Annotated in this window: 18 protein-coding genes; 8 read left to right on the plus strand and 10 right to left on the minus strand. The window is 59.7% G+C overall.

The genetic code is table 11. The features are described 5' to 3' along the window. Positions 1-30 precede the first annotated feature (30 nt). Genes fepD through fepC form a run of 3 tightly spaced genes read left to right on the plus strand, consistent with a single transcriptional unit; the run spans position 31 to position 2,818 of the window. Entirely contained in the window at positions 31-1,038 is a 1,008-nt protein-coding gene (fepD, locus tag H7R76_RS17325; protein ID WP_106924729.1) for a Fe(3+)-siderophore ABC transporter permease, read from the plus strand. Then, positions 1,035-2,027 (plus strand): iron-enterobactin ABC transporter permease, encoded by a 993-nt coding sequence (fepG, locus tag H7R76_RS17330; RefSeq protein ID WP_182929304.1) that lies wholly within the window; start codon positions 1,035-1,037, stop codon positions 2,025-2,027. The genes fepD and fepG overlap by 4 nt, the downstream gene beginning before the upstream one ends. Beyond that, positions 2,024-2,818, plus strand: a complete 795-nt coding sequence (gene fepC, locus H7R76_RS17335; RefSeq protein ID WP_182929305.1) for an iron-enterobactin ABC transporter ATP-binding protein — start codon at positions 2,024-2,026, stop codon at positions 2,816-2,818. Before fepG ends, fepC begins: the two co-directional genes overlap by 4 nt. A 121-nt stretch (positions 2,819-2,939) precedes the next feature. Here the strand turns inward: fepC and entF are convergent, their stop codons facing one another. The 3 genes from entF to fes are packed head-to-tail and all read right to left on the minus strand — an operon-like array spanning position 2,940 to position 8,245. Next, on the minus strand, positions 2,940-6,803 hold the full coding sequence (entF, locus tag H7R76_RS17340; protein WP_182965931.1) for an enterobactin non-ribosomal peptide synthetase EntF: 3,864 nt from the start codon (positions 6,801-6,803) through the stop codon (positions 2,940-2,942). Further along, positions 6,800-7,015 (minus strand): MbtH family protein, encoded by a 216-nt coding sequence (locus H7R76_RS17345; RefSeq protein ID WP_106924733.1) that lies wholly within the window; start codon positions 7,013-7,015, stop codon positions 6,800-6,802. The genes entF and H7R76_RS17345 overlap by 4 nt, the downstream gene beginning before the upstream one ends. A gap of 15 nt (positions 7,016-7,030) precedes the next feature. Then, entirely contained in the window at positions 7,031-8,245 is a 1,215-nt protein-coding gene (gene fes, locus H7R76_RS17350) for an enterochelin esterase (RefSeq protein WP_182929307.1), read from the minus strand. Positions 8,246-8,440: 195 nt separating this feature from the next. Here fes and H7R76_RS17355 point away from each other — a divergent pair, with 195 nt between their 5' ends. From H7R76_RS17355 to H7R76_RS17365, 3 genes are all read left to right on the plus strand, one after another. Beyond that, positions 8,441-10,669, plus strand: coding sequence for a TonB-dependent siderophore receptor (locus H7R76_RS17355; protein ID WP_182965933.1), 2,229 nt, complete (start codon positions 8,441-8,443; stop codon positions 10,667-10,669). A gap of 47 nt (positions 10,670-10,716) precedes the next feature. Beyond that, the gene (gene entD / locus H7R76_RS17360; RefSeq protein ID WP_182965935.1) at positions 10,717-11,340 is read left to right on the plus strand and encodes an enterobactin synthase subunit EntD; all 624 of its coding nucleotides are present in this window, start codon (positions 10,717-10,719) and stop codon (positions 11,338-11,340) included. Positions 11,341-11,532: 192 nt separating this feature from the next. Next, positions 11,533-13,095, plus strand: a complete 1,563-nt coding sequence (locus H7R76_RS17365) for an AbgT family transporter (protein WP_106924737.1) — start codon at positions 11,533-11,535, stop codon at positions 13,093-13,095. 85 nt (positions 13,096-13,180) lie between these two features. Here the strand turns inward: H7R76_RS17365 and H7R76_RS17370 are convergent, their stop codons facing one another. Next, the gene (locus H7R76_RS17370) at positions 13,181-14,497 is read right to left on the minus strand and encodes an aspartate aminotransferase family protein (protein ID WP_106924738.1); all 1,317 of its coding nucleotides are present in this window, start codon (positions 14,495-14,497) and stop codon (positions 13,181-13,183) included. A 180-nt stretch (positions 14,498-14,677) separates the two neighbouring features. Between H7R76_RS17370 and H7R76_RS17375 the strand changes: the two genes are divergently transcribed. Continuing rightward, positions 14,678-15,442 (plus strand): SDR family NAD(P)-dependent oxidoreductase, encoded by a 765-nt coding sequence (locus tag H7R76_RS17375; protein ID WP_182965937.1) that lies wholly within the window; start codon positions 14,678-14,680, stop codon positions 15,440-15,442. Positions 15,443-15,693: 251 nt separating this feature from the next. Here H7R76_RS17375 and H7R76_RS17380 read toward each other — a convergent pair whose 3' ends face one another. Genes H7R76_RS17380 through H7R76_RS17395 form a run of 4 tightly spaced genes read right to left on the minus strand, consistent with a single transcriptional unit; the run spans position 15,694 to position 18,667 of the window. Then, positions 15,694-16,455: an amino acid ABC transporter ATP-binding protein gene (locus H7R76_RS17380; RefSeq protein WP_106924740.1), complete on the minus strand. Its 762-nt coding sequence runs from the start codon at positions 16,453-16,455 to the stop codon at positions 15,694-15,696. Beyond that, entirely contained in the window at positions 16,448-17,113 is a 666-nt protein-coding gene (locus tag H7R76_RS17385) for an amino acid ABC transporter permease (protein WP_106924741.1), read from the minus strand. The genes H7R76_RS17380 and H7R76_RS17385 overlap by 8 nt, the downstream gene beginning before the upstream one ends. Before the next feature lie 14 nt (positions 17,114-17,127). Continuing rightward, positions 17,128-17,769 carry an amino acid ABC transporter permease gene (locus tag H7R76_RS17390; RefSeq protein ID WP_106924742.1) on the minus strand — a complete coding sequence of 214 codons (642 nt, stop codon included), beginning with the start codon at positions 17,767-17,769 and terminating at the stop codon, positions 17,128-17,130. Between the two features lie 46 nt (positions 17,770-17,815). Further along, positions 17,816-18,667: a transporter substrate-binding domain-containing protein gene (locus tag H7R76_RS17395; RefSeq protein WP_106924743.1), complete on the minus strand. Its 852-nt coding sequence runs from the start codon at positions 18,665-18,667 to the stop codon at positions 17,816-17,818. Between the two features lie 232 nt (positions 18,668-18,899). On the opposite strand from H7R76_RS17395, the gene pdxR reads away from it, so the two are divergent. Continuing rightward, positions 18,900-20,363 carry a MocR-like pyridoxine biosynthesis transcription factor PdxR gene (pdxR, locus tag H7R76_RS17400; RefSeq protein ID WP_106924744.1) on the plus strand — a complete coding sequence of 488 codons (1,464 nt, stop codon included), beginning with the start codon at positions 18,900-18,902 and terminating at the stop codon, positions 20,361-20,363. On the opposite strand, the gene H7R76_RS17405 is transcribed toward pdxR, so the two are convergent. Then, positions 20,360-23,455, minus strand: a complete 3,096-nt coding sequence (locus H7R76_RS17405; RefSeq protein ID WP_182929350.1) for an efflux RND transporter permease subunit — start codon at positions 23,453-23,455, stop codon at positions 20,360-20,362. The two genes, pdxR and H7R76_RS17405, sit on opposite strands and share 4 nt — an antisense overlap. A gap of 10 nt (positions 23,456-23,465) precedes the next feature. After that, positions 23,466-24,536: an efflux RND transporter periplasmic adaptor subunit gene (locus tag H7R76_RS17410; protein WP_106924746.1), complete on the minus strand. Its 1,071-nt coding sequence runs from the start codon at positions 24,534-24,536 to the stop codon at positions 23,466-23,468. Positions 24,537-24,582 lie beyond the last annotated feature (46 nt).

Genomic DNA, 24,582 nt, shown 5'->3' on the forward strand with positions numbered 1-24,582 from the left:
CACTATCATTATCAAATCAGGGATGTTGCTATGTCGTTTTCCACCGCCGCGCTGCGCGCCGTTGCGCTGCCCGGACTGTTATTGCTGCTGCTTGTCGCCGCCACGCTGAGTTTATTAATCGGCGCGACGCCGCTGCCGATGACCGTCGTCATCGATGCCCTCAGCGGTACCTGCCAGAGCGCCGACTGCACTATCGTGCTGGATGCCCGCCTGCCGCGAACCCTCGCCGGCCTGCTGGCTGGCGGCGCGCTGGGTGTCGCCGGCGCGTTGATGCAAACGCTGACCCGCAACCCGTTGGCCGACCCCGGCATTCTCGGCGTCAACGCCGGCGCCAGCTTTGCTATCGTGCTGGGGGCCGCGCTGTTCGGCATGACCTCGCCGCAGGATCAACTGATGATGGCCTTCTGCGGCGCGCTGATCGCCTCGCTGATCGTGGCCTTTACCGGCAGTCAGGGCGGCGGCCAGCTGAGCCCGGTACGCTTAACGCTGGCGGGCGTCGCGCTCGCCGCCGTGCTGGAAGGCTTCTCCAGTGGTATCGCCCTGCTCAACCAGGATGTCTACGACCAGCTGCGCTTCTGGCAGGCCGGGTCGCTGGATATTCGCACCCTGCAAACGCTGAAAACGGTCCTGATTCCGGTACTTATCGCGGGCGCCATCGCACTAATGATGAGCCGCTCGCTGAACAGCCTGAGCCTGGGTACCGATACCGCCACCGCGCTTGGTAGCAAAGTCGCGCGCACGCAAATTCTCGGGCTGTTGGTCATCACCATTTTGTGCGCCAGCGCCACCTCTGTGGTGGGGCCCATCGCGTTTATCGGCCTGATGATGCCGCATATTGCCCGCTGGCTGGTGGGTTCAGATCACCGCTGGTCGCTGCCGGTCACCCTGCTTGCCACCCCGTCGCTGCTGCTGTTTGCCGATATTATTGGCCGCCTGCTGGTACCGGGCGAACTGCGCGTATCGGTGGTCAGCGCATTTATCGGCGCACCGGTGCTGATTTTCCTCGTTCGCCGTAAATCGACGGGAGGTGGTCGATGAACGCCCCATCCCGTCGTCTGCTGTTCAGTAGCCTGTTGTTGATCGCGGTCTGTCTGCTGTTAACCCTCTTCAGCCTGCGCAACGGTGCGGTTACGCTGACATTTTCCCAGGTTTTCGCGGCGCTATTCGGCGACGCGCCGCGCGCCATTACCATGGTGGTGACCGAGTGGCGCCTGCCGCGCGTGCTGATGGCGCTGTTAATTGGCGCCGCGCTTGGCGTCTCCGGCGCGATTTTTCAATCGCTGATGCGTAACCCGCTGGGCAGCCCCGACGTCATGGGCTTTAACACCGGGGCGTGGAGCGGCGTGCTGGTGGCGCTGGTATTTTTCGGCCAGAATCTGACCACCATTACCCTCGCCGCCATGGCGGGCGGGATCGCCACCTCGCTGCTGGTGTGGGCGTTAGCATGGCGTGAGGGTATCGAAACCTTCCGGCTGATCATTATCGGCATCGGCATTCGTGCCATGCTGATGGCCTTCAACACCTGGCTGCTGCTGCGCGCATCGCTGGAAACCGCCGTTTCCGCCGGGCTGTGGTTTGCCGGTTCGCTCAACGGCATCACGTGGGTCAAAATCTGGCCCGCCGCCCCGCTGATGATCGCCGCGCTGGTTTGTTCGGCACTGCTGGTACGCCGCCTGCGTTTGCTGGAGATGGGCGACGATAGCGCCTGCGCGTTGGGCGTTCGCGTCGAATTATCGCGTCTGCTGCTGATGCTGGTCGCGGTGGTGCTCACCGCTGCCGCCACGGCGCTGGCAGGGCCGATTTCCTTTATCGCGCTGGTCGCACCGCACATTGCCCGTCGCCTGAGCGGCACCGCGCGCTGGGGCCTAACCCAGGCGGCGCTGTGCGGCGCCCTGCTGCTGACCGCCGCCGATTTTTGTGCACAGCAATTGTTCTTGCCTTACCAGCTCCAGGTGGGCGTCGTCACCGTCAGCCTTGGCGGTATCTACCTCATCGTGTTGCTTATTCAGGAGTCTCGCAAAAAATGACCGACACCGCCGCCCGCCTGCGCGGCGAGGCGTTAACCCTCGCCTACGGGAAAAAGACCATCGCCGAGTCGCTGAACGTGACCATCCCGGACGGCCATTTCACCGCGATTATCGGCCCTAACGGCTGCGGCAAATCGACGCTGCTGCGCACGCTCAGTCGCCTGATGGCGCCGACGCGCGGTCATGTCTATCTCGACGGTGAAGAGATCCAGCGCTACGCCAGTAAAGAGGTGGCTCGACGCATCGGCCTGCTGGCGCAAAACGCCACCACGCCGGGCGATATTTCGGTGCAGGAGCTGGTCGCGCGCGGGCGTTACCCGCACCAGCCGCTGTTTACCCGCTGGCGACAGGAAGATGAAGATGCGGTGCAGCGCGCCATGCAGGCGACCGGTATCGTCAATCTCGCCAACCAAAGCGTCGATACGCTCTCCGGTGGGCAGCGCCAGCGCGCATGGATTGCAATGGTATTAGCGCAGGATACGGCCATCATGCTGCTCGACGAGCCAACAACCTGGCTGGATATCAGCCACCAGATCGATCTGCTGGAATTATTAAGCGAGCTGAACCGCGAGCGCGGCTATACGCTGGCCGCCGTGCTGCACGATTTAAACCAGGCGTGTCGCTACGCGACGCACCTGATTGCACTCCGTGATGGGAAGATTGTGGCGGAAGGCGCGCCGAAAGAGATTGTCACTCCGGCGCTGATTGAGGCGATTTACGGCCTGCGCTGCGTGATTATTGACGACCCGGTGGCGAATACGCCGCTGGTGGTGCCGCTCGGACGGCGGTGAATCTCCCCCAGGCGACCACCGTGTAGGCCGGATAAGGCGTAGCCGCCATCCGGCACCGTGAGCCGGTCTGCCGGATGGCGCTTTGCTTATCCGGCCTACAGGATAATCAACCGCTGTTCTCCTACCCCAATATCTCCCGAATCACCGGCCCAATCGCCTCAAACGCCGCTGGCGTAATGATGTCGACGTGCGCACAATCCTGACTATAAACCTCCAGCTCGCCCACCCACGGCCCCCAGGCCTTCTGCGGATCCGCCTGACGGGTTTTCTCGGCGACAAACAGCGTCGCTTTACCGTCAAACGTCGCGCTGTGCGCGGTGCTCAGCAGGCGCACGGCATCGGCGTAGTTGCATTCAATTGCGCTGAACAATTCGCTGGAGCCTTGCCCCTGCTGGGCGGCGAGAAACGCTTCACGTTCGCGTTCAATCTCCGCCAATACCGCAGGATCAAGACCGTTAGCCTCTTTTTCTGCCCAGTTTTGCGTTTCCGGCGGCCAGGTATCGAGCAGCCCCAGGAACGCCACCCTTTCACCGCGCAGCCGCAAGCGAGCGGCAATGCCCTGCGCCAGCGTCCCGCCGAGCGAATAACCGAGCAGATAATACGGCCCGTGCGGCTGCTGAGCGAGCAGCGTTGCCAGATGGTGCTCGCACACCTCGTCCAGCGTCTGCGCCGTTTGCATCGGCCCCTGCCGGCGCGGCGACTGAATGCCGGTAATCGACCAGCGCGGCGACAGGTAGCGCGACAGTACGCTGAACTGCCAGGCGAAGCCCGACGCGGGATGGAAACAATACAGCGTCGGGCCGTCGCCGGTTCGCAGCGGCAGCAGCGGCTCATAGCCCAGACGCTGCGCCTGTTCCTCATCGCCGTTATCGAGCAGCGCGCTCAGCTTGCCCACCGTCGAAGAGACCATGACCTGACCCGGCGTGACCTGTCGCCCGATACGCTGGCTAAGCATCGCCGCCAGGCGCATCGCCAGCAGCGAGTGTCCCCCGAGAGCGAAGAAGTCGGCATCAATATCCCGAATTTCGCAGCCCAGCAGCTGACTGAAGGCCTCAGCGACCTGCATCTCAGTTGGCGACTTCGGCGCGCGTCCGGCGGTTTTCTGCGTCAGCGACGGCAGCGGCAGCGCCTTACGGTCGAGCTTACCGTTGGCGCTCAGCGGCAGCGCGCTGAGCTGTAATAGCACCACCGGCACCATATGCGGCGGCAAACGATCGCGCAGCTGTGCCAGCAGCGCAGCGCTATCCAGCGGCAAACCGGAAGAGGACACCACGTAGCCCACCAACTGACGCGCATCGCCACCGGTGGCCGCCGCCTGGTTAATGACGCAGGCATGGCTGACCGCTTGTTCAACGTCTGGCAGCGTCTGCATCACCCGGTCAATCTCGCCCAGCTCAATGCGCTGACCGCGAATTTTTAGCTGATCGTCACTGCGGCCTAAATACTCCACCGCGCCGTTATCCAACCAACGCGCAACGTCGCCGGTGCGGTACATTCGCTCGCCGGGGGCAAACGGGTCGGCAATAAAGCGACTCGCGGTTAAATCCGGACGACCAAGATAGCCCTGAGCCAGCTGAATGCCGGTCAGATACAGATCGCCCGCAACGCCAAATGGCACCGGGCGCATCATGGCATCAAGGATACGCAGCCCGGTATTCCACACCGGAAAACCAATCGGCACGCTGTTGCCGGTAACCGCCGCCAGCGCCTCGCCGTAGGCCGGATACCCGCTGACGTCAACCGCCGCTTCCGTGGGTCCATAAAGGTTATGCAGCGGTACGTGGGTCAGTACTTCCCATTCGCGACACAGGGCAGTGGGCAGCGCTTCGCCACTGCAAAATACGCGTCGCAACGAACAGCAACTGGCCACATTGTCCGGGGTGAGCGAGGCAACGAACGCGGCCAGCATTGACGGTACAAAGTGGGTGGTGGTGACGCCGTATTGCGCAAAGAAACGCTGCATTGCCAGCGGATCGCGATGTGCCTCGGGCTCCGCCATCACCAGGCTCGCGCCGGTGATAAACGGCCACCAGAATTCCCAGACCGACACGTCAAAGCTGCACGGCGTTTTCTGCGCCACCACGTCATCGGCGGTAAGCGGATACTGATCCTGCATCCACAGCAGGCGGTTAACGATCGCCTCATGGCCCACCATGACCCCTTTCGGGCGGCCGGTCGAACCTGAGGTAAAGATGATATAGGCCGTCTGCTGCGGCTGTGCGAGCATCAGCGGGCGGTCATCGCCCGGCGTCAGCGGTGCGTTCAGGCACAGACTGGCGACATCAGGGAAACGGTGCAGCTGATCGTCTGCGGTAATCAGCAGCGAGGGGCGTGCGTCTTCCAGCATCATCTGTAAACGATCGTCAGGATAACCGGTATCCAGCGGCAGCCAGGCCGCGCCAGCCTCAACGATAGCGTGCAGCGCCAGCGTCAGGAATACCGAACGCGGCAGGGCAACGGCAACGCTATCGCCGGGAGCCACGCCGCGCTGGCGCAATACGTTTGCCAGCGCCACAACCTGCTGGCGCATCTCACGGTAGGTGAAGCAATAGTCGGCGTCTCTTAGCGCCACGGCATCCGGCGTTTTTGCCGCCTGGGCGGCCACCAGCGAACTTAGCGTCGCGGGCGGTAAGGATTTTCCGGTCGCGTTAATCGTCGCCAGGCGATGATATTCATCGCCGGTAAGCAGTTCAGCATCGGCGCAGCTGAGCGCCGGATTATCCGCAAACTGCTGCAACAGCGATGTTAAGCGGCCAATATGCTGCTGAAGCACCGCTTTATCATAGCGCTGCTGGTTAGCCAGGATTTCCAGCGACAGGCCGCCGTCTTCATCGGGGAATAACGCCAGCTCCAGATCGTTGACCGGGCCGGTCGCGAGGGTATGCGTTATCGCATTAACGTTGTCGAAAGCTAATCGATAATCAAACATCTTGACGTTAAATACCGGGCCAAACAGCGCCTCGTCACCGGCGGCTTTCCCGGCGTCACGAACAATTTGCTCAGCATCGTAGCGCTGATGGCGGCGCATCTTTTTCAGCTGTGCGGCCAGACGCGTCGCCAGCTGCGCCAGCGTCTCCTGGCCGTTCAGCGTCACGGCTAGCGGCAGAACGTTCAGCACCGGGCCGGTCGCCGTCAGCGCGGCGGACCCCATACGGCGCATAAAGATAAATCCCGCGGCGTATTCGCTGCGCCCGCACAGGCGTCCTAACCATAGCGTCACCAACGCCAGCGCCAGATCGGCCGGCTGGCACTGCGGCGCAGAGGCAGTCAAACGGGCGAATGTTCGGCGGTCGGCAGCCAGCTTCAGCCGCCAGATATGGCTGCTCTGGGCCCGTCCCGGCAGCGGCGCAGGTGACAGCGATGCCGGTGACGGCAGCGTTTTTCGTTGTTCAGCCCAGAACGCTTTATCGCGCGCCCAGGCGTCGCTGTGACGATAGCGCTGATACTCCTCAACCACGTCCGCAAACGGCGTGAAAACGGAGGCTGGCGTGGCCTCTCCACGCTGCCAGGCTTGATAAATCAGGCTGATCTGGCGGGTAATCGCCGGGAAGCTGAAACCATCGACCAGCAGATGATGATAGCGCTGATACCAGAACCAGCGATTATCGCCGATCCGGTACAGCCGGTGACAGAACAGTGAATTGCCGCTGTCAACGCGGCTGTTCTGCGCCAAATCGGCGTTCATCCGCGCCAGCGCCTCCTGCTGCGGATCGCTGGCCTGACGTAGATCATCAATCGGCGTAGCCTCAATGCGAATGCTCTCATCCACCCACTGCCAGACTTCACCGTTCTCTTCAGAAAAACGCATCCGCAGGGTATCGGCCTGCATCATTCCCTCAGCAATCGCCCGCGCCAGCAGCTCGCCGTCGACCTCTCCCTGGAGCTCGACGTAGTGCGCCACGCTCCAGGCGTTCGGCAACGTAGAAAGGGCTTCCGCCATCCAGATGCCGAGCTGAGCGGCAATCAGCGGTAAACGTGTGTTCATAAGCGGCCCCCGGCGGCGAAATTATCGGGAAGTAGCGTCGTCCAGTTGGCGTTCAACCACGCGTTGCACGCATCAAGGGGCTGCGGCTCGCAAACAACCGTCCAGCCCGCAGGCAGCGTGCACTGCTGGGGCCAAAGGCTGAACTGCCGCTGCGGGTTTTGCAGAAGGTAAAACTGCCCTTGCGCCACGTCGAAGGGGTTACTGATTTGCATACCAAACTCCTGTCGTTAATCGCGCTTTGTCGTCTCGCTGCCCCAGAGGGTCATTAGCCCGGAGGTTAATCCGCCGCGCCAGCAAAGCGCATCATGTCCGCCGTCAACCTGACGCCAGAAAATCGGCTGCTGTGTGAGCTGTAGTTGTGCTAAAAGCGCCTGATTGGCGCGAAAAATAATCGGTTCGCGCAGGCCTGCCTCGAGCACGATGCGCAGCCCTCTGGGCTGGAGTTCACCGCGCTGAAGCTGTTCGAGGAGGATACCGGTTTGCCGCCCGCCGCGGTGTGGCCACCAGTAGGAACCGGACTGACTCAACACGCAGCCAAAACGCGCAGGCCAGTGCAGCCCGGCGTACAGCGCGGAGAGTCCGCCAAAACTTTGCCCGGCAACGACGGTGCGATCGGCACGATCGCTGAACGGTGCGATCGTCCGTACCTGGGCAAGCAGCTCATGCTGTACCGCCAGCCAGAAGTCGGGATTGCACGGCAGTTCGACGCTGCGGTGGGCGTTATCAATCACGTCAATCAGCACATACACCGCCGCAGGCAGTTTGCCTTCGCGAGTGAGCGCTGTCAGCGCAGGCCATACCGGCATGCTTTCGGCCCAGAACTGACCGTCGAGCAGCACCGCCAGCGGGCGTTCGCCGTCCTGCGCGTCGCCGGTGGTGAAGACCCATACCCGGCGCTGATTGCCCAGCCGTTCGCTGTGCCAGGTCAGGCACTGTGGCGCATTCCAGCGCGCGGCAGGGGCAGACCAGCCGGGCTGTTCCGGAGCCTGTGGCATCTCCAGCGCTGACACCGCATGGCCGCGCCCGCCCTTCCAGCTCTGCGGATTCAGCGGATCGGCGATCGCCCGCGGCAGCAGCTTACGCCAGCCCTCACGCAGCTGCAGGCGGTCTGGCTCAGCGGCGGTGAATATATCCGGGGAAAAGTCATCCTCGCGCGCGGACGGTGCGAAGCAGTAGCTACCGCGCCAGGTCGGCGGCAGCGTCGTCGTCCAGCACCACGCATCGGTATGAGCAATACGTCGCAGGGTTTGCGGGGCCGAGTTGTGGTGGTGATCGGTGACGCCGGTAATGTAAATCCACACCCGCCGAATCGGCGAGGAGGCTTCACTTCCCGCGGGGTCACGCCACCAGAAGGTGACCTGATAATTGTCATTAACGCGTTCATATTGCGGGCCTTTTATCGTCGCCCACCAGGCGTCACTTCCTGTCGCTAACTTCTCCACCGCGTTAACCCCATGTTTATTGTGGAATTTATTGTTACATATGAAAATTTATTGATAATATTATTGATAACTATTTGCATTTGCAATAGCGTATTGGCGCGCAACTTTCACGTGCTTTACGCATACAACCATGCCGCGTCTCCCCCTTTGGGATGGATCAGTACGAGACATCGGCGACGAAAAGCAGGATTAAAAATGAATAATAAAATCAAATCCCTGGCCTTCCTGGTCAATTTGGGGATCTACGGTGTGGCCGCTCCGGCCTTCGCTGCCTCGACGGACAGCACCAGCAAAACCGACGCCGACGGCGAAACCATGGTCGTTACCGCCGCCGAGCAGAATCTACAGGCGCCGGGCGTGTCGACCATCACTGCCGATGAGATTCGCAAACGTCCACCCGCACGCGACGTCTCCGAAATCATCCGTACCATGCCGGGCGTTAACCTGACCGGTAACTCCACCAGCGGCCAGCGCGGCAACAACCGTCAGATCGACATTCGCGGTATGGGCCCGGAAAACACCCTGATCCTGGTTGACGGCAAACCGGTCACCAGCCGCAACTCAGTCCGTCTGGGCTGGCGCGGCGAACGTGATACCCGTGGCGATACCAGCTGGGTGCCGCCGGAAATGATCGAACGTATCGATGTGATTCGTGGCCCTGCGGCCGCGCGTTACGGTAACGGTGCGGCGGGCGGCGTCGTCAATATCATCACCAAAAAACCGGAAAATGAATGGCACGGCACGTGGAACGCCTACATGAACGCCCCGGAGCACAAAGACGAAGGCGCGACCAAGCGCACCGACTTTAGTCTGACCGGCCCACTGGGCGACGCGTTCAGCTTCCGTCTGTACGGCAACCTCGATAAAACGCAGGCCGATGCCTGGGATATTAACCAGGGCCACCAGTCCGAGCGTACCGGCATTTATCAGGATACCCTGCCAGCCGGACGTGAAGGCGTTGAAAACAAAAATATTAACGGCGTTGTGCGCTGGGACTTTGCCCCGATGCAGTCGCTGGAGTTCGAAGCCGGCTACAGCCGTCAGGGCAACCTCTACGCGGGCGATACCCAGAACACCAACACCAACGACCTGGTGAAAGAGAACTACGGTAAAGAGACTAACCGCCTGTACCGTAACACCTACGCGATTACCTGGAACGGCGGCTGGGACAACGGCATTACCACCAGCAACTGGGCGCAGTACGAACATACCCGTAACTCCCGTAAGGGCGAAGGCCTGGCCGGCGGTACGGAAGGGATCTTCAGCAGTAACCAGTTCTCCGATATCGATCTGTCGGACGTCATGCTGCACAGTGAAATCAACATTCCGTTTGATTTCCTGGTAAATCAGAACCTGACGCTGGGTAGCGAATGGAACCAGCAGCGGATGAAGGATAAGGCCTCCAACACCCAGACCTTCCTGGGCGGGGATATCCCGGGCTACAGCAGCACCGATCGCAGCCCGTACTCCCAGGCAGAAATTTTCTCCCTGTTTGCCGAAAACAACATGGAGCTGACCGACACCACCATGCTGACCCCGGCGCTGCGTTTCGACCATCACAGCATCGTTGGCGACAACTGGAGCCCATCATTAAACCTGTCTCAGGGCCTGTGGGATGATTTCACGCTGAAAATGGGTATCGCCCGCGCCTACAAAGCACCAAGCCTGTATCAGACCAACCCGAACTACATTCTGTACAGTAAAGGTCAGGGCTGCTACGCCAGTAAATCCGGCTGTTACCTGCAGGGTAATGACGACCTGAAGGCCGAGACCAGCATCAACAAAGAGATCGGACTGGAGTTCAAACGCAACGGTTGGTTAGCCGGTGCAACCTGGTTCCGTAACGACTACCGCAACAAGATTGAAGCCGGTTATTCTCCGGTTTATACCAACGGGAAAGGCACCGATCTCTACAAATGGGAAAACGTGCCTAAAGCGGTGGTAGAGGGTCTGGAAGGTACGTTAAACGTTCCTGTTAGCGAGACGGTGAACTGGACCAACAACATCACCTATATGCTGCAAAGTAAAAATAAAACCACCGGCGATCGCCTGTCGATCATTCCGGAGTACACGCTGAACTCAACGCTGAGCTGGCAAATTCAGCAGGATCTTTCCGTCCAGTCGACCTTCACCTGGTACGGTAAGCAGCAGCCGAAGAAGTATAACTACAAAGGTCAGGCGGTGACCGGCAGCGAAACCAATGAAGTTAGCCCGTACAGCATCGTTGGCCTGAGCGCGACCTGGGATGTGAATAAAAACGTCAGCCTGACCGGCGGCGTGGATAACGTCTTCGACAAGCGTCACTGGCGTGCCGGTAACGCCCAGACCACCGGCGGCACCACGGGCTACATGTACGGTGCCGGTGCGGAAACCTATAACGAATCCGGCCGCACCTGGTTCATGGGCATTAACACCCGCTTCTAATCGGTCTCACCCCTCTCCCGCTCGGGAGAGGGGTCTTCAGGAGCCTCATGCTTACCCGCCACAGTACTTTCCACGCCATACACCGTATCGACTTTGAACCCGACAGCTTTACTGCCGCCGATTTGCTGTGGCTGCCGCACCACGCTCAGCTTGCCAACAGCGGTAAAAAACGCCAGACCGAACACCTTGCCGGACGCATTGCCGCCGTTCATGCGCTGCGCGCGTTCGCAGAGAAATCGGTGCCGAGCATAGGTCATCAGCGCCAGCCGGTGTGGCCCGCTGGGCTGCATGGCAGCATCAGCCACTGCGGTCATACGGCGGTGGCGATCGTCGCGCGTGCGCCGGTCGGCATTGATATTGAAACCCTATTTTCACCCGCTCTTGCCGATGCGCTGGCAAACGACATTGCCCGTGAAGATGAACTTGCCGTGCTGCGCGGCGGCGAACTCCCCTTCCCGCTGGCGCTGACGCTGGCGTTCTCGGCAAAAGAGAGCCTCTACAAAGCGCTTTCGGCTCGTCACCCGACGCTGCTGCATTTTCACGATGCCGTCGTCAAAGGCCTGAGCGCCAGCACTATCACCCTCTCGCTTCCCGCCCTTGCGCAGAGTGCCTCACTGCGCTGGTACGCCGTTTCCCCTCAGCACATCATCACGTGTTTCTCTCAGAAATAAATATGACCAGTAATCGTAAATAACGAACGAACAACCAGATATATCCGCAATAATTAGATATAAATTCAATAAATGCGTAACAAGTCAGTTTTTCACGCTATAAAAACATAGTTTCCTCGCGCAATTACCCCTATCATTTCCTGGAAACATTCACACAAACAATGAAACAATTGTGCGGAATAAGGAAATCGAATGAATACGCAAACACGGACTCAGAATAAGGCGGGTGAAAGTCGGCTGATGACAGGCTTTCTTAACGCCATCGAAAAAGCGGGCAACCGTCTGCCGGAACCGGCGCTGATCTTTTTCTACTTTTTACTGGCGGTCATGGGCTTATCGGCCGTGCTGTCGATGATGACGTTTGACGTTATCAACCCAATGACCCAGGAAGCCGTTAAGGTTAACAACCTGCTCTCCGCCGAAGCGCTAACCAATACGCTGGCCAATATGGTCACGACCTTCACCGGCTTCGCGCCGCTAGGGATCGTACTGGTCGCGATGCTGGGCGTGGGCGTGGCGGAAAGCTCCGGCTTTATCAACGTGGCGCTGAAAAAAATGCTGCGCGTGACGCCGAAGAAACTGCTGACGCCAATGCTGATTTTCGTCGCGATGTTCAGCCACGTTGCCGCCGATGCGGGCTACGTGCTGGTTATTCCATTAGGCGCAATTATCTTTATGTCCGCAGGCCGTCACCCGCTGGTCGGGATTGCCGCCGCGTTCTCCGGCGTTTCCGGCGGTTTTGCCGCCAACATGGTGCCAACCGGCAATGACGCATTGCTACAAGGCTTCACCCAGGCGGCAGCCCAGCTGCTCGACAGCAGCTACACCGTCAATACCCTGTGTAACCTGATCTTCGGTATCGCCTCGTCTATCGTCATTACCCTGGTGGGCTGGTGGGTTACCGAGCGCATCGTGGAACCGCGCGTCAGCAAAATGACCATCGACGGCGACTTTAAGCATGACGAAGATATGTCTAACGTCACGCCGCAAGAAAGCCGCGCCTTCAACCGCGCATCGCTGGTGATGCTGCTGGGTCTTGTTGCGCTGGCGGCAGCGGCCTGGCCGGAAGGTTCGATGCTGCGCGGCAGCGACGGCTCGCTGACCTCATACAGCGCGCCAATCATGAAGTCTATCGTGCCGCTGATTTTCCTGATCTTCATTCTGCCGGGCATTGTGTACGGTTTTGCTTCCCGCACCTTTAAAACCGGCAAAGACGTGATTGGCGCGATGAATGACTCGATGAGCAAAATGGGCTCATACATGGTGATGGCCTTCTTCTGCGCCATGTTCATCAAAGCATTCAGCGATTCCAACATCGGTACGCTGGTCGCGCTGATGGGCGCGGACGGCCTGAAAGCGCTGGAGCTGCCGGGCCAGGCAACGATCATCGGCATGATTGTGCTGACCGCCGTCGTTAACCTGCTGATTGGCTCCGCCTCGGCAAAATGGGCGCTGCTGTCGCCGATTATGGTCCCCATGCTGATGGCGGTGGGCATTTCGCCGGAGCTGACCCAGGCGGCATTCCGTATCGGCGACTCCTGCACCAACATCATTACGCCGCTGATGGTCTTCTTCCCGCTGATCGTTATCTACTGCCAGCGCTACGTGAAAGGCGCGGGTGTCGGTACGCTGGTGTCGATGATGATGCCTTACTCCATCGCCTTCTTCGTGGCATGGAGCATCCTGCTGCTGGTGTGGTGGGGTCTGGGCCTGCCGCTGGGTATCGCTGCGCCGTATACCTGGAGCCCGAGTTAAGCATCCGGTTCAACGCAGCCCCTCTCCCCGATGGGGAGAGGGAACCGATCGTTGCCCGGACGAGGCCGGGAACCCCGGTACAACACTACACGGCTAAATGGGCAAAATGGCCTAATACGTTGTGCAGAATACCCAACCCTTTTTTCACCTGTTCGGCGCTAATAGTACACGGCGGCACCACGTGAATGCGGTTTTCCACCACGAAACTCAGCAGCCCCGCTTCGGTTAACGCGCCCTTAATCTCCGCCATATCCCCTGCTGCCAGCGGCGTTTTCTTCTCACGGTCGCTCACCAACTCCAGCGCCTGGAAGACGCCACGGCCGCGAACGTGGCCCACCAGCGGCGAAGCCTCCGCCAGCGCATCCAGCCCCTGACGCAGCACGCCGTTACCTATCAGCGCCGCGTTTTCAACGATGCCTTCTTCTTTCATGGTATCCAGCGTAGCGACGATCGCCGCCATCGCCAGCGGATGCCCTGAGTAGGTCAGCCCGCCGGCAAAGAAATGATCGTCAAAATAGCGGGCAATCTTCTCGCTAATGATCACCCCGCCGGCCGGTACGTAACCGGCGTTGACACCTTTGGCGAAAGTGATCAGATCCGGTACGATCCCGTCCTGTTCAAACGCGAACCAGCTGCCGGTGCGGCCGAAACCGGCCATCACTTCATCGAGAATCAGAATAATGCCGAACTCATCCGCCAGCGCCCGCACGCCTTTCATGTATCCTTCCGGTGGCACCAGAATCCCGGCCGTCCCCGGAATCGACTCCAGCAAAATAGCCGCAATTGACGAGGGACCTTCACATTCAATCATCCGGCGTAAATGCGCCAGCGCACGGCGGCATTCTTCTTGCTCGGTGGTCGCATTAAATTCGCTGCGATACAGGTACGGGTTAAAGAAGTGGACGTGGCCGCGCGAATATTCGTTCGGTACGCGTCGCCAGTCACCGGTCGCCGCAATCGCGCTACCGGTGTTACCGTGATACGAGCGATACGCTGACAGCACTTTATCGCGCCCGGTGTACAGGCGCGCCATGCGAATCGCGTTCTCGTTGGCATCGGCCCCGGCGTTGGTGAAGAACACCTTGCTAAACCCTTCCGGCGCGAGGCCAATAATGCGCTTCGCCGCTTCACCGCGCGCCAGGTTGGCGGTAGCGGGGGCGATGGTCACCAAAGATTCCAGCTGCGCTTTCATTGCCGCCAGCACCCGGGGATGCTGGTAGCCGAGGTTCACGTTGACCAGTTGGCTGCTGAAGTCCAGATAGGTTTTGCCATCATAATCCCACAGCTCACACCCTTTCGCCCCGGCAATCACCAGCGGGCTGAGGTTACCCTGCATCGACCAGGAATGAAAAACAAACTCTCTGTCCAGTTGGCGAATGGCCTGATTGTTCAACTCTGTCATCGTCGTTCCTCACATACGGTTGGCTATGGCTCATCATGTCGTCGGCGGAAAAAAAAGTGATAGAGCCAGTGTAGACCGACGGCTGTGACAACGGTGTCACAACGCCTTACGCAGACTGTCCCTCGGCAGGTGACGCCACGGTTTTTATAGTGTTCGGAACAACCTGCACTGGAGAGCACAATGCAAAAACAAAACGTGGTGTTTATTACCGGAGCGACCTCCGGCTTTGGGGAAGCGGCGGCGCACGTGTTTGCGCGCGCCGGCTGGGCGCTGGTACTGAGCGGCCGTCGGCTGGCGCGTCTACAGGCGTTACAGGCCGAGCTGGCGCCGCTGGCACCGGTCCACATCATAGAACTTGACGTGCGCGACAGCGCCGCGGTGGCCGCAGCCGTTGCCGACCTGCCCGCGCCGTTTGCCGATATCACCGCGCTTATCAATAACGCCGGGCTGGCGCTGGCGCCGCAGCCGGCGCAGAAGGTGGAACTGACCGACTGGCAGACGATGATTGATACCAACGTCACCGGGCTGGTCAACGTCACCCACGCCCTGCTGCCGACCCTGATTCGTCACGGCGCGGGGGCCAGTATTATTAACATTGGTTCCATCGCCGGACAGTGGCCATACCCGGGCAGCCACGTTTACGGAGCGAGTAAAGCGTTCGTTAAGCAGTTCAGCTATAACCTGCGCTGCGATCTGTTAGGTACCGGCGTGCGGGTGACCGATCTGGCGCCGGGCATTGCAGAGACGGAGTTCACGCTGGTGCGCACCAAAGGCGACCAGGCGGCGTCCGATGCGCTGTACCGGGGCACCACGCCACTGTCGGCGCAGGATATTGCCGAGCAGATGTTCTACATTGCGACGCTGCCGGACCATATGAATATTAACCGCGTGGAGGTAATGCCGGTACGTCAGGCGTGGCAGCCGTTTGCCATTGACCGGGATTAGTGTGGTTTTCTACCTCTCCTTTCCAGGGGGGCTTTTATGCACAAATTACAGGGAAAACGTGATATTTGTCAGTGAGGTGAGGGGTTCCGTTCACTTTACGTCGGGTGGAATATGAAGTTCCTTCACCGGTGAACGGGCGAAGGGGGGCGGCCGCGCCCCCCTTCGCAATCCCCGCGCCCGCGCAATTTATATGACTGGAATTGAAAGGGAGCGCAACGGAGTGATAATCCCAAATATATCCCCCCTTGGTATTAACGACTACTTTGCAAAAACTGCCTCACCCGCTCCGACTTCGGCGCCGTAAAGAAAACCTCCGGCGGCGCTTTCTCTATCAAAATCCCTTTTTCAAGAAACACCACTTCGTTGGAAACCTGACGGGCAAACTCCATCTCATGCGTCACCACCACCATGGTGTACCCCTCTGCCGCCAGCGACTTCATCACGCTCAGCACTTCGTTAACGCGTTCCGGATCCAGCGCCGACGTCGGTTCATCAAATAACAGCACCTCCGGCGACATTGCCAGCGATCGCGCAATCGCCACCCGCTGCTTTTGCCCGCCGGAGAGCGTGATCGGATAGGCATCAGCCTTATGGTCCATCCCCACCTTTTTCAGCTGCTGCTCGGCAACGGCGCGCGCCTCGTCGCGCGGCATCCCCTTTACGTGCAGCAGCGCTTCCATCACGTTTTGCAGCACGGTCAAATGCGGCCACAGATTGAAGCTCTGGAAAACCATGCCGACCCGCTCACGAATTTTCGACAGATCGCGGTGCGACATGGCTTTTCCGTTCTGCTCATTGACCCCAATGCGCTGACCACCGATACGAATTTCCCCGCGATCCGGCTGCTCCAGCCAGTTCATACAACGCAGCAGCGTTGATTTTCCCGATCCGGACGAGCCGAGGATACTGACCACCGTCCCCTTCTCTACCGTCAGGTTGATATCGCGCAGCACTTCAACATTATCAAACTGTTTGGAGACGTTTTTTACGCTTACCGCTGTAGTCTCAGACATGGCTCATTCCTCGTTTCGCGCTATAAACAGTTAGCCGTTTCACCAGCAGTTCCAGCACAATGCTGATGGCCCAATACAGCGCAATCGCGACAATAAAGGCATTAAACGGAATAAAGTAGGTGGCCTGCACGCTGTTGGCGGCGGCGGTGATTTCTTGTACGGTAATAATGCTGAGAAACGCGGTGTCCTTCAGGCAAATAATCAGCTGATTGCCCAAAAGCGGCAGCGCGGAGGAAAAAATATTAGGCAGAACAATACGGCGAAAAATAGTGTAGCGAGAAAATCCCTGCACCACAGCGGCCTCGATATAGCCGTTGGAAAAGACGCGTCGCTGGCTACGAAGGATTTCAAAGAAATAAGCGCCATGATAAATAATTAATGCCAGCAGCCCTGCCGTCCAGGCTTCCATACTGATGCCTAATTCCGGCAAACCGTAATACAACAGGTACGCCAGAATCAGGAAAGGGATAGCCCGCATCAGGTTTACCAACCCCATAATCAGGTTATTTAACACCCGTTTTTGATATTCAGTGATATAGCACAGCAGGGTGCCGATAAATAACCCAACAACAGCAGCAATAATAAACAGTTCAAGCGTCGCCAGCAGCCCGGCAATAAAATTGTCGTGCTCGGCCCAGATAATTGCCCATTGATTCATCAGTCCTCCCGGGCTTAGCGCGCCAGTCGTTTTGCTTTACGTTCCGCCAGGCTCTGGAGCTTGAGCAGCAGGCCGATTATCACCACATACAGCAGCCCGGCCGCCAGAATGGGGGAAAGCGGTTCATAGGTCACCGAGGCAATACGGTTGGTCACACGGGTCAGATCCACCACGCCAATTACCGCAATCGCCGGGCTTCCTTTGATTAAAAAAGACATTTCATTGACCAGCGCGGGCAGGCTTTCCAGCCACATCTGCGGCAGCATAATGTAGCGAAAGTAGGGCCAGCGGCGCATTCCCACCGATTCTGCCGCTTCGCGCTGCTCGCGCGGAAAGGTGCGAAACGCATTACGCCAGATTTCGGCATTAAACGCCGAGGTGTTCAGCGTCAATGCCACAATGGCGGCAACCGTTTTATCAAGGTTAATGCCCACCGTCGGCAGCGATAGAAACAGGAACAGCACCAGCGTCACCAGCGGCGTCGCCCGCGCCAGGCTGATATAGATAACCAGAAGCTGATCTATCACCGGAATCTTCATCATGCGCACAAAGGCAATAATCAGCCCAATCACCACGCCAAACGCGATGGCGATGGCCGAAATCCAGAGGGTCGTCCATGCGCCTTCAATCAGTAACTGCCATGCTATTGAGTCCATGTTGCCCTCCTGAGGTCATACGGGCGGCGGTTTCCCGCCGCGTTGCTTACTGCCCAGCCAGCTTGTGGAACTGCGCGGCGCTGGTGATAGGCTCCGTTGGCAGGTCATCGTAGGTTTCGCCAAACCATTTTTTCTGCAGCTCGGCGAGCTTACCGGTTTCACGCATGTGATTGATAAATTTGGTCATATACGCCAGAAGCTCCGGTGAGTTCTTCGGAATAGGCCAGGCCATATAGCCCGGCCCGGATACCGCCAGGCCTTTGGCGAAGACCTTCGGCTTGGCTTTCACCAGGTCATTAACGGAAATCACCACGTTGATCACGTAGTCGAGGCGCTTGTTGGCCAGGTCCGCGTAGGCTTCAGGATAGGACGGGTATTCCACCACCGGCCCCAGCTTGCCGCCGGTTTTCTCAATCATCGCCTTCAGCTCCGGTAAGCGCGCCAGCAGCGCGCTGCCCGCCTGGAGGCCCACTTTTTTACCGCTGAGGTCTGCAATGGTATTCAGCGAATTATCGCCCGCACGCTTAACGAAATAATGCTGAGCCGAGGCCCACGGCGGAGTAAAATTAAACACATTCAGGCGTTCATCGGTCACCACCGCGCCGGTCAGTGCCATATCGTATTGCCCGGTTGAGACCGCGGCTAATAACCCCGTCCACGGCAGAATACTTTGCGTCACATTAAATTTGGCGTACTCGCGCAGCGCCGCCAGCATGTCTTTATTAAAACCGTCAGCGTTGCCGTTATTCATAAAGTTAAACGGCGCGTAATCATCTTCCGTCGCCACTTTTAAGGTGCCGTTTTTTTCAATTTCCGGTAAATCGGCAGCGACCGCCTGCAAAGAAAAGGTCATCGCCATGATGGCGGCAAGATAATATGAACCGAGCGTTTTTTTCATCGTTTGACCCCTACTCAAATATGTCCGATACGTTTATTCCAGACGCGCTGGAGACTTTGCAAGATATGTGCCGACAGACGCATTGGGGAGGCTGACTGGCGACGTTTTTACTGTAGGGAGACTTTTTGCATTCTGAATAGAGCCAGTTTTCGCACGCGCTTGTGGCAGACGGTTTCAGGCTGGTACAAAAATTGCTGCACGTTGATAACGCGAATAATCAGGGGAGCAGCGAATGATTCGGCACTTATTGCATGTGGATTTCGACGCGCAGCGCGGTTTACAAGAGCAGGTCCGCGAATCGCTGGTTAACGCCATTCTCGGCGGGATTTTTGCCGCCGACACGCCGCTGCCGTCGTGCCGCCAGCTGGCCCAGCAGCTGCAGGTTTCACGCAATACCACTGCGCTGGTGTTTGAAAGTCTGGTCAACGAAGGTTATCTGGTCAGCCGCCCGCGCAGCGGTTATTACCTGCATCCGGATTATCATGCGCCGCGTCTGGCGACGCCAGCGCCTGCACCCGACGACGCCGGCCGTGCACCATCATGGGGCAAACGGCTGAACATCACCCCCAGTCAGCAGGAGTCAATCCTGAAGCCCGCGGGCTGGATGCACTACCGCTACCCGTTTATTTACGGTCAACCCGATACCCGCTGTTTCCCGCTGACCAACTGGCGGGCCGCCGCTAACTGGCTGCACGGCGGCACGCGCGATCCGGCTTGGGTGGTAGACCATATCGATCAGGACGTACCGATGCTTATTGAGCAAATTCGCACTCGCGTACTGCCCAAACGCGGTATCGTTGCCGCGCCGGACGAAATTCTGATTACACTCGGATCGCAGAATGCGCTGTACCTGCTCACTCGCCTGTTGTTGTCGCGTCAGACCCGGGTTGGCGTAGAGAACCCCGGTTTTCGCGAGGCGATTAACACCTTTATGCTCAGCGACTGCCAGATTGTCCCGCACCCGGTCGATGAACAAGGCATCGTGTTAAATAACCTGCCCTGCGATTACTACTACGTCACGCCGGGTCATCAGGTCCCCACCGGAGTGACCATGAGTAAGGCGCGGCGCAGCCAGCTGCTGGCGCACGCCGCCCAGCACGACGCGGTGATTATTGAGGATGATTATGATTCGGAGAGTAACTTTCAGGCTAACCCGCTGCCCGCGCTAAAGGCCAGCGATCGCAGCGGGCGGGTGGTGTACGTCAGCAGCCTGTCGAAGGCGCTGTCGCCGGGTCTGCGTCTGGGGTTTATGGTCGCCGATCCGGACTTGATTGATGAAGCCCGGGCGCTGCGCCGTCTGGTGTACCGCCATCCGCCAAGCAACATTCAGTATCAGATGGCGCATTTCCTTGCCCAGGGCCACTACGAAACGCATCTGCGCCGCTATCGCGATGACTCCGCGCGCCGCTGGGACATGCTGCACAAGGCGCTAATGACGCAAATGCCAGAATGCCAGCCGCTGCCCGGCAGCGAACACGCCAACGCCTTCTGGCTTCGCACGCCGACGCACATCAGCACCCAGCAGCTCACCTGGCGTGCCGCCCACACCGGCGTGTTGATAGAGCCCGGCGCACGTCATTTTCTGGATGCCACCCCGCCGGATAATTTCTTCCGCATGGGCTTTCACGCCATTACCCCCGACGCCATCGCGCCGGGGGTCGAGGTGCTGCGTGCCCAGCTGGCGCAGATGGGTTAACCGAGCCGCCGGTGCGCCCACTCGCGCAGCCGCTGGAACAAGACGTACAGCGACGGAATAAACAGGATGCCGATCGCCGTCGCCACCAGCATGCCGCTGAACACCGTGGTGCCGATAATCCGTCGGCTCTGCGCCCCGGCTCCGGTCGAGAACATCATCGGCATAATGCCGATAATAAACGACACTGCCGTCATCATAACCGCGCGGAAACGACGGGTTGCCCCCTCGCGTGCGGCCTCCACGATCGACAACCCCGACTGGCGGCGCTCGCGGGCGAATTCCACGATCAGGATAGCGTTCTTCGCTGCGAGGGCGATTAACAACACCAGACCTATCTGTACATAAACATCGTTCGCATAGCCCGCCGCCCACAGCCACAGCAGCGCGCCGCCGATAGCGAACAGCACCGACAGCATGACGCTTGCCGGCAGCGTCCAGCTTTCATACTGCGCCACGAGGAACAGCCACGCCATGGCCACCGCCGCCAGCACGATCCAGATAGCCTGGTTGCCGGTTTGCTGCTCCTGCCACGACAGCCCGCTCCACGCGTAGTCGTAGCCCGCGGGCAGGTGCGCGGCAAGCAGTTTTTCCATCTCGCTCATCGCCGTACGGCTGCTCACCCCTTCCGCCGCGGAGCCGCTCACCGACACCGACGGGAACTGGTTAAACTGCTGAATAAACGGCGCCCCCACGGTCGGCGTAATGGTCACCAGGTTGCTCAGCCGCACCCGCTCGCCGTGATTGCTGCGGACAAACAGCTCGCCGATCTGCTCAGCGCGCTCGCGCCACTGCATCTCATTTTGCAGCACCACGTGATACACGCGGTTGTTAATGCTGAAATCACCGGCACGCGTGCCGCCAAAGGCAGTTTGCAGGCTGTTAAAAATGCGCGAAACCGGGACATCCAGCCGCGCGGCCTGATCGCGATCCACGTTCAACGTCAGCTGCGGCACGTTGCTGCTCCAGGTGGTAAATACCCGGCTCAGCTGAGGATGCTGATTCGCCTGCTGCAGAATCTGCCGCGTCACCTGCTCCAGCTCGGCAGGCGTTTGCCCGGCCTGCGCCAGAATGCGCAAATCGAAGCCTGCGGCGCTGCCCAGTCCCGGCAGCGTCGGCGGTGCGAACAGCATGATATTGGCTTCCGGCAGCGCGTGTAGCTGACGCTGCAGTTCGGCCATGACCGTCTCCAGCGACGCACGCTGCGACCAGTCTTTCAGCATCAGCGAAATAAACCCGCCGTTAGAGGCGCTGGTGCCGCTAAGAATACTGAAGCCAGACACCTGAATCACATCCTCAACGGCCGGATGTGCGCCCAGCAGGTCGCGCGCTTTCGCCATCACCGCTTCCGTACGCTCAAGAGAGGCCGATTCCGGCAGCTGGACGTTGGCGAACACGTAGCCCTGATCTTCCTGCGGCAGGAATCCCTTCGGCATCATGGAGAAACTCAATGCCACCAACAGCGCGGCGCTTAGGGTTGCGCCAACGGCCACCAGCGGGCGGCGGTTCATCCACGCCACCAGGCGACCATAGCCGTCGCGGGTGGTGTTCAGCCCAAGGTTAAACAACTGGAACAGCCTGGCAGGTTGTGCCGGACGCGGTCGCAGCAGCAGCGCACACAGCGCCGGCGTCAGCGTCAGCGCCACGATGCTCGACAGCGTGACCGCGGTAGAGAGCGTGACGGCAAACTGACGGTACAGCTCGCCGACGATCCCTGGCAGCATCGCGACCGGTACAAATACCGCCAACAGCACCAGCGTGGTGGCGATCACCGGTCCGGCGATCTGTTTCAGCGCCAGCGCGGTGGCCTCCTGTCGGCCCATCCCTTCGGCCATGTGTCCTTCTACGCTTTCCACCACCACAATGGCATCATCCACCACCATCGTCAGCGCAAGAATGATGGCAAACAGGCTCAGGGTATTGGCGCTGTAGCCCAGGACGTAAAGCACCGCAAACGTCCCTACCAGCGAAACGGGAATCGCCAGCGCCACAATAAGCGTCGCTCGCAGGCTTTGCAGGAATAAAGAAACCACGGCCACAACCGCCAGCAGCGTCAGCGCCAGCGAGGTCCCAATCTCTTTGATCGTGGCGGCAACAAAGCGGGTGGTATCAAACTTCACCTCCCAGGCCAGATCCGCCGGGAATCGGTCTTGCAGACGCGTCAGTTCCGCGCGCACAACGTTTGCGACCTGTAAGGCGTTCGCGGTAGGCGTCGGGTAAATCCCCATATAGGCCGAATCGACGCCGTTGAGCTGCGCGCTGGAGCTGTAGCTGCGCGCGCCCAGTTCAATATTGGCGACATCGGCAAGGCGTACCAGCTGCCCTTGTTCGCCGCTGCGCACCACAATACGGCTGAACTCCTCGGCCTCGCTCAACCGCCCTAACCCATTAATGGTCAGGGTTTGCTGCTGACCGTTAAACACCGGCGGCGTCCCCACCTGACCGGCGGCACCCTGTACGTGCTGTTCATTCAGCGCCTGGGCAATATCTTCACTGGTGATATTCAGCGCGTTCATGCGGTCCGGACGCAGCCAGATGCGCATGCTGTAATCGCGTGCGCCAAACATCTGTACCTGGCCGACGCCCGGCAGGCGCGACAGCGCTTCGCGAATCTGAGTGCTGGCGTAGTTGCTGATTTGTAGCGGCGAGATCGTGCCGTCAGGCGAATAAAGGCTGACGCCCATCAACAGATTGCTGGCGCGTTTGCGCACCTGTACGCCGTTCTGCTGCGCCTCGGTCGGCAGCTGCGCCACCGCCTGCGCCACGCGATTCTGGACGTCAATGGCCGCCATATCCGGGTCAGTTCCGGCGGCAAAGGTCAGGCTAAGGCTGTAAGCGCCGTCATCGGAACTGGTCGACTCCATATAGAGCATATGATCAACGCCATTAAGCTGCGTCTCCAGCGGCGCGGCGATGGCTTCGGCCACATCCTGCGCGCTGGCACCCGGCCAGCTGGCGCTGACGTTCACCACCGGCGGCGTGATTTGCGGGTACTGCTCCACCGGAATGAGCTTCAGCGCGACGGCGCCCACAAAGACCATCAGCAGCGCAATCACCATCGCGAAACGCGGACGGCGGATAAAAAACGTCAGCATCCTGTGCTCCTTAATTCAATAGCTGCACGGCGGCGCCGTCCGTCAGGCGCTGCGCGCCGTCGGTGATCACGCGCTCGCCCGCGTTAAGCCCTTTCGCCACCGCAAAGGTCTGTCCCTGCTGGCCGCCCAGCTCAAGCCGACGCTGCCCGGCGGTATTCTCCGCCGTCAGCACCCAGCTGAAATAGCCTTTGGCATCCTGCTGCACGGCTGCCGCCGGAATCATCACGCTCTCGGTCATTTGCTGCGGACGCAGCGTCACCGTAACGTTACCGCCTGGCAGCAACCGATGCTGCGGATTGGCAAACTCTGCGCGTACCGCCACGCTGGCTGTACGGGCATCAATACGGTTATCGACCGAGGTCAGCACCCCGTCTTCACGTTGACCATCGAGGGTAATTTGCGCCAGCCAGGCCGCCTTCAGCGCGCGGATATCCGCATGCTGTCCCGCTTTGCTGTAGAACGCGGCCTCATCCAGCGCGAAGCTCACGCGAATGGGGTCAAGCTGGGCGATATCCACCAGCACGCCGCTGGCGGCATTGACCAACGTGCCGACGTGAAAGGCACTGTGGCCCACGCGGCCGCTTACCGGTGAGGTAATACGGGTGTAGTCGAGCGTTATCTGCTGCGCCGTTACCCGCGCTTTCGCCTGCTCAACGGCGGCGGCGGCAACGTCGCGCTGCATCTGAGCCGTATCAACGTCGTTACGGCTGATGGAGTGGTTAGTTTTCAGACTCTGGTAGCGCGTCAGCAGCTGCTGTGCCTGGCGTAGCGACGCCTGAGCGCTTTTCAGTTCGGCCTGTGCCAGCGCCAGCGCCGCCCGCGGCTGGGCATCATCAAGCGTAAAAAGGAGATCGCCTTGACTGACGTTCTGGCCGTCCTGGAAGTGGCGCTGCACGATGGTGCCTTCGGTGCGTGCGCGGATTTCAACGGCGTGGATAGCCTCCACGCGGCCCGGTAGCTGACGCTCCACCGCGTGCGGCGCGCGCTCAACGGTCGCGACACGTACCGGTACCGAGGCGTAAGCCAGCGTGCAGCCTGCCAGGCCGCAGGCCAACAGGGCGAGGCGGAAAGTTTTCTTCATGAGGGGATCCTTGCGTGGCAAGTGCCCCTCTCCGCCAGGAGAGGGG

It is taken from the genome of Klebsiella sp. WP8-S18-ESBL-06, assembly GCF_014169755.1.
GTDB lineage: Bacteria > Pseudomonadota > Gammaproteobacteria > Enterobacterales > Enterobacteriaceae > Kluyvera > Kluyvera ascorbata_B.

What these genes read in the sequence shown, in the direction of transcription:
- fepD (WP_106924729.1), top strand. Translation starts at nt 31, where the DNA reads ATGTCGTTTTCCACCGCCGCGCTGCGCGCCGTTGCGCTGCCCGGACTG.
- fepG (WP_182929304.1), top strand. Translation starts at nt 1,035, where the DNA reads ATGAACGCCCCATCCCGTCGTCTGCTGTTCAGTAGCCTGTTGTTGATC.
- fepC (WP_182929305.1), top strand. Translation starts at nt 2,024, where the DNA reads ATGACCGACACCGCCGCCCGCCTGCGCGGCGAGGCGTTAACCCTCGCC.
- entF (WP_182965931.1), bottom strand. Translation starts at nt 6,803, where the DNA reads ATGAACACACGTTTACCGCTGATTGCCGCTCAGCTCGGCATCTGGATG.
- H7R76_RS17345 (WP_106924733.1), bottom strand. Translation starts at nt 7,015, where the DNA reads ATGCAAATCAGTAACCCCTTCGACGTGGCGCAAGGGCAGTTTTACCTT.
- H7R76_RS17355 (WP_182965933.1), top strand. Translation starts at nt 8,441, where the DNA reads ATGAATAATAAAATCAAATCCCTGGCCTTCCTGGTCAATTTGGGGATC.
- entD (WP_182965935.1), top strand. Translation starts at nt 10,717, where the DNA reads ATGCTTACCCGCCACAGTACTTTCCACGCCATACACCGTATCGACTTT.
- H7R76_RS17365 (WP_106924737.1), top strand. Translation starts at nt 11,533, where the DNA reads ATGAATACGCAAACACGGACTCAGAATAAGGCGGGTGAAAGTCGGCTG.
- H7R76_RS17370 (WP_106924738.1), bottom strand. Translation starts at nt 14,497, where the DNA reads ATGACAGAGTTGAACAATCAGGCCATTCGCCAACTGGACAGAGAGTTT.
- H7R76_RS17375 (WP_182965937.1), top strand. Translation starts at nt 14,678, where the DNA reads ATGCAAAAACAAAACGTGGTGTTTATTACCGGAGCGACCTCCGGCTTT.
- H7R76_RS17380 (WP_106924740.1), bottom strand. Translation starts at nt 16,455, where the DNA reads ATGTCTGAGACTACAGCGGTAAGCGTAAAAAACGTCTCCAAACAGTTT.
- H7R76_RS17385 (WP_106924741.1), bottom strand. Translation starts at nt 17,113, where the DNA reads ATGAATCAATGGGCAATTATCTGGGCCGAGCACGACAATTTTATTGCC.
- H7R76_RS17390 (WP_106924742.1), bottom strand. Translation starts at nt 17,769, where the DNA reads ATGGACTCAATAGCATGGCAGTTACTGATTGAAGGCGCATGGACGACC.
- H7R76_RS17395 (WP_106924743.1), bottom strand. Translation starts at nt 18,667, where the DNA reads ATGAAAAAAACGCTCGGTTCATATTATCTTGCCGCCATCATGGCGATG.
- pdxR (WP_106924744.1), top strand. Translation starts at nt 18,900, where the DNA reads ATGATTCGGCACTTATTGCATGTGGATTTCGACGCGCAGCGCGGTTTA.
- H7R76_RS17405 (WP_182929350.1), bottom strand. Translation starts at nt 23,455, where the DNA reads ATGCTGACGTTTTTTATCCGCCGTCCGCGTTTCGCGATGGTGATTGCG.
- H7R76_RS17410 (WP_106924746.1), bottom strand. Translation starts at nt 24,536, where the DNA reads ATGAAGAAAACTTTCCGCCTCGCCCTGTTGGCCTGCGGCCTGGCAGGC.